The organism is Neobacillus sp. NRS-1170 (assembly GCF_050468025.1).
In genome coordinates, this window is sequence record NZ_JBITPF010000059.1 from 1 (window position 1) to 3104 (window position 3104).

General features: G+C 32.1%; 5 protein-coding genes. All 5 read left to right on the top strand.

All coding sequences use genetic code 11. The features are described from left to right. The first annotated feature begins 142 nt into the window (after positions 1 to 142). The 5 genes from ACIFOT_RS23325 to ACIFOT_RS23345 all read left to right on the top strand — a co-directional run bounded on the left by ACIFOT_RS23325 (position 143) and on the right by ACIFOT_RS23345 (position 3061). Complete coding sequence (locus tag ACIFOT_RS23325) at positions 143 to 619, top strand: hypothetical protein (protein ID WP_430068523.1); 477 nt, start codon at positions 143 to 145, stop codon at positions 617 to 619. Positions 620 to 947: 328 nt separating this feature from the next. Continuing rightward, the gene (locus tag ACIFOT_RS23330) at positions 948 to 1205 is read left to right on the top strand and encodes a DUF5316 family protein (RefSeq protein ID WP_430068531.1); all 258 of its coding nucleotides are present in this window, start codon (positions 948 to 950) and stop codon (positions 1203 to 1205) included. A 168-nt stretch (positions 1206 to 1373) separates the two neighbouring features. Then, positions 1374 to 1550, top strand: coding sequence for a hypothetical protein (locus tag ACIFOT_RS23335; RefSeq protein WP_430068524.1), 177 nt, complete (start codon positions 1374 to 1376; stop codon positions 1548 to 1550). Positions 1551 to 1703: 153 nt separating this feature from the next. Further along, a complete protein-coding gene (locus tag ACIFOT_RS23340; protein ID WP_430068526.1) occupies positions 1704 to 2372 on the top strand; it encodes an SMI1/KNR4 family protein in 669 nt (222 codons plus the stop codon). 215 nt (positions 2373 to 2587) lie between these two features. Continuing rightward, positions 2588 to 3061 carry a hypothetical protein gene (locus ACIFOT_RS23345; protein WP_430068528.1) on the top strand — a complete coding sequence of 158 codons (474 nt, stop codon included), beginning with the start codon at positions 2588 to 2590 and terminating at the stop codon, positions 3059 to 3061. The last annotated feature ends 43 nt before the right edge of the window (positions 3062 to 3104 follow it).

Sequence of the window (3104 nt, forward strand, 5' to 3'; positions counted from 1 at the left end):
TTTTCCCTCTACTCGATTTCCACTAACGGGGCAGGATAGTTGAAGTGTTTTATATTTATTCAACAATAGGGCCATTTAATGGAATAAAACTTCTGAACAAAAGGGGATAATAAATGAAAAATTGTATCTTGTGAGGACTCTTATGATTAATAAAAGAAAGGCTTTATCTTTTAGTACATTAGTTATTCCCTGGTTAACTACTCCATTGCTAGGGAAAAATTCTTTTGTTCGCTTTCTTCCAGTCGCAACTTTTATTGGTTATATCTTTAGTTTGTTAGGTGAAATTGCTGATCGACGTAAGTGGTGGAAAGTAAAAAATGCTTTATTTCCAAATTATCGTTTAGATTTCTCTTACCTTTTGGGTTTATTTTTTATCACAACTATTTGGGTATTTAAATTAACGTACGGTAGCTTTATAAAGTACTTAACATTAAATATTGTACTCGATTATCTTCTTGCATTCCCTATCGCAAAATTTTTCACTAAAGTTGGAGTATTCGAATTCAAGAAAATGCGACCAAAACATTTTTACATATTGTCAGTTGTAACAGCAATGGTTATTTATTTTTATCAAATATTAGTAGAACGAACTATTGTAAGAGAGGTAAAGAAAGATTAGAAGAAGTAATGTTGTTTGTACCCCTTATAAAACAAAAGACGTGGTTTTAGGATAACAAAGGGATTAAAAATATTTTAAACTAAACTTGCTGTTAGGAGTTCAGGGGTTATTCCATAATAAGGTGCAAGAGTTTAAGATCAAGCTGCCATTTTTGGCGGCTTTCTTCTTTTGTTAACGAAGCAGGTTAGTTTAAGAAATTTTGGGGGATTATTGTATTTAAAAAAATTCTGAAAATGTTATAATTAATAAAATGGATTGGAAATTAATGTAAAAACACCATAGGGATGTGATATTTATCAAGAAAATAATTATAGGACTTGATATCGTGGTGGTTGCTCTTTTCATTTCCTTAATTTCAAACGATTTCACATTATTGTATAAAATAACTGGGGCTATTGGAATAATCTCACTGATATTAAGCTCCTTGTTATCTGTAGCAATCGTGGATGGGGATGGGTTGGGTAGAAATCTACAATCTGAATCAAAAGAGGATAGAAATCAAAGATTTTCACAAACTAATTCTATATTATTAATAGGTTTACCGAATTTATTAATTTCGGCGGTTTCCTATTTTCTAATGAAATAAATCAAATATAGTTATCAAATCCCTCTTTCTTGTTAAACTAACGGGTGCAAGAGTTGAAGATGATGATCGCTGCGGCGGCTCATCTTCTTTTTGTGCTTAAGGGGCAGGTAAGCTTGAGAAGGAAATCTTTCATAATTCATAGAATGATACTCTAAGGGGAGAGATTTTATGGAAAGAATAGCTAAGAAATCAGGAATAATTTGCTTTTTTGCTGTTTTATTAATGTTCGTGAAAAACTTCTTACCATTAGAGCAGAAATTTCAGGATACAGTAAGCATACCTATATTTTTAATTGTTCTTACCGTTGTTATCATAAAATATTGGTTTAAAAAACAAAGAATATGATTGGTGTATTTTCTTTTCATAACGGGGATATGAGACTGCTACGGTTGAGGGTTTCTTGTTCCGCTAACGTAGCAGTTTAGTACAGTAAGGTATTTACAAAAACCTTATTGAATTATAATTAAAATTAAGCTATCGAAGCGGGGGTTAAAAAGTATGAAGGATAATAAAATCCTTATATCAAAATGGGAACAAATACTACAAAAATTAGAGAACAATAACGGCAACTTTCACCAAATTGAAATTGGAAAAAAAGCAACGATACAGGAGATAGAAGCTAAAGAAAAAGAGTTAGGTTATCAATTACCTCCTTCGTATAAATACATATTACATACCTTGGGAAAATCACTTTCTTTTTATTACTCATTTTCTGAAGATACGATGATTCCCAGTGAATTTAAGGAAATATTCTCTGGAGAGATAAACTGGAATATTGACTTCCTTCAGAATTTAAATATGTTAGCTAACGAACTAATGGAAGATGGGGGAGATTATGGAAGGTCACTGAGGGGGAAATTAGAGTTTTCTCATGCTGGAAATGGAGATATTTATGCGTTTGATATGTCTGTTGAGAGTGATGAGAAACCAGTTATTTATTGGGATCATGAAGAAGACACAGTTACTTATGTTGCGGATTCGTTTTTCGATTACTTATTTAGGATTACTGAACTAGGGTGTATTGGTAGTGAAAAATGGCAGCTTGAATATTTTCTAAGTGATACGGGGTTGAATACTAAAAGTCCAGCAGCAGTTAAGTGGAAGAATTGGTTTGAGTCATTTTCAGAGACAACCTTAAATGATGTGAAAAATAACAGGAACAGCTAATAGCTTATGTTGTTTATCGAAAGAAATTAGATGAAGAAACAATCGACTTTCTCCAGAAATTTAATAGAAATGAGTTATTTGACTTCCTTATAGAAGAATTACATAAAAAAGAGGCATTTAATGACCAGAAGGTAATATGTGAGATTATCGGAAGAGTTTTAGGAATTTACGCAGAGACCTGGGTTAGAAGTTTATGGGAAACTAAACAAAATAATATGGATACTAGATTACGTTCCTATCTAACTTCAATGTGTATAAGTAAGGATAAGGGACTATCTTTAGTATTTAATTTTCTTGAACAAGAATCTAATAAAAAGATAACTGGGTATGAAGCACTTTCCCATCTTGGTGATTTTCATTCGAGGGATGTTATTTCGTGGATGGAGAATCATGTTAAATTTCCTGTGACAGAAGGCTGGGACGACCTCTTCGTAAGGTCAAACTTTTCATGGGATGACTTAGAAAGGTGGACCACTTTAGAAGAGAAGCATGAAGTAACTGTAATTCACGCATTAGAAATGTATGTCCATGAGAAGGTCGCAAATAATAAATTTCCTCATGTTATATCAGATCTTCCAACAAAATCGGAATTTATTGATTTTCTTGTACAATTCCGTGCTAAGCAAGTGATAAAAAAGAGGATAATTCCCATAGAGAATGTCATACAAAACATAAAAATATTTTATTAAGTTTGTGAAACAATCTAATTAAGCTAAACCAGCTAATAGTTTG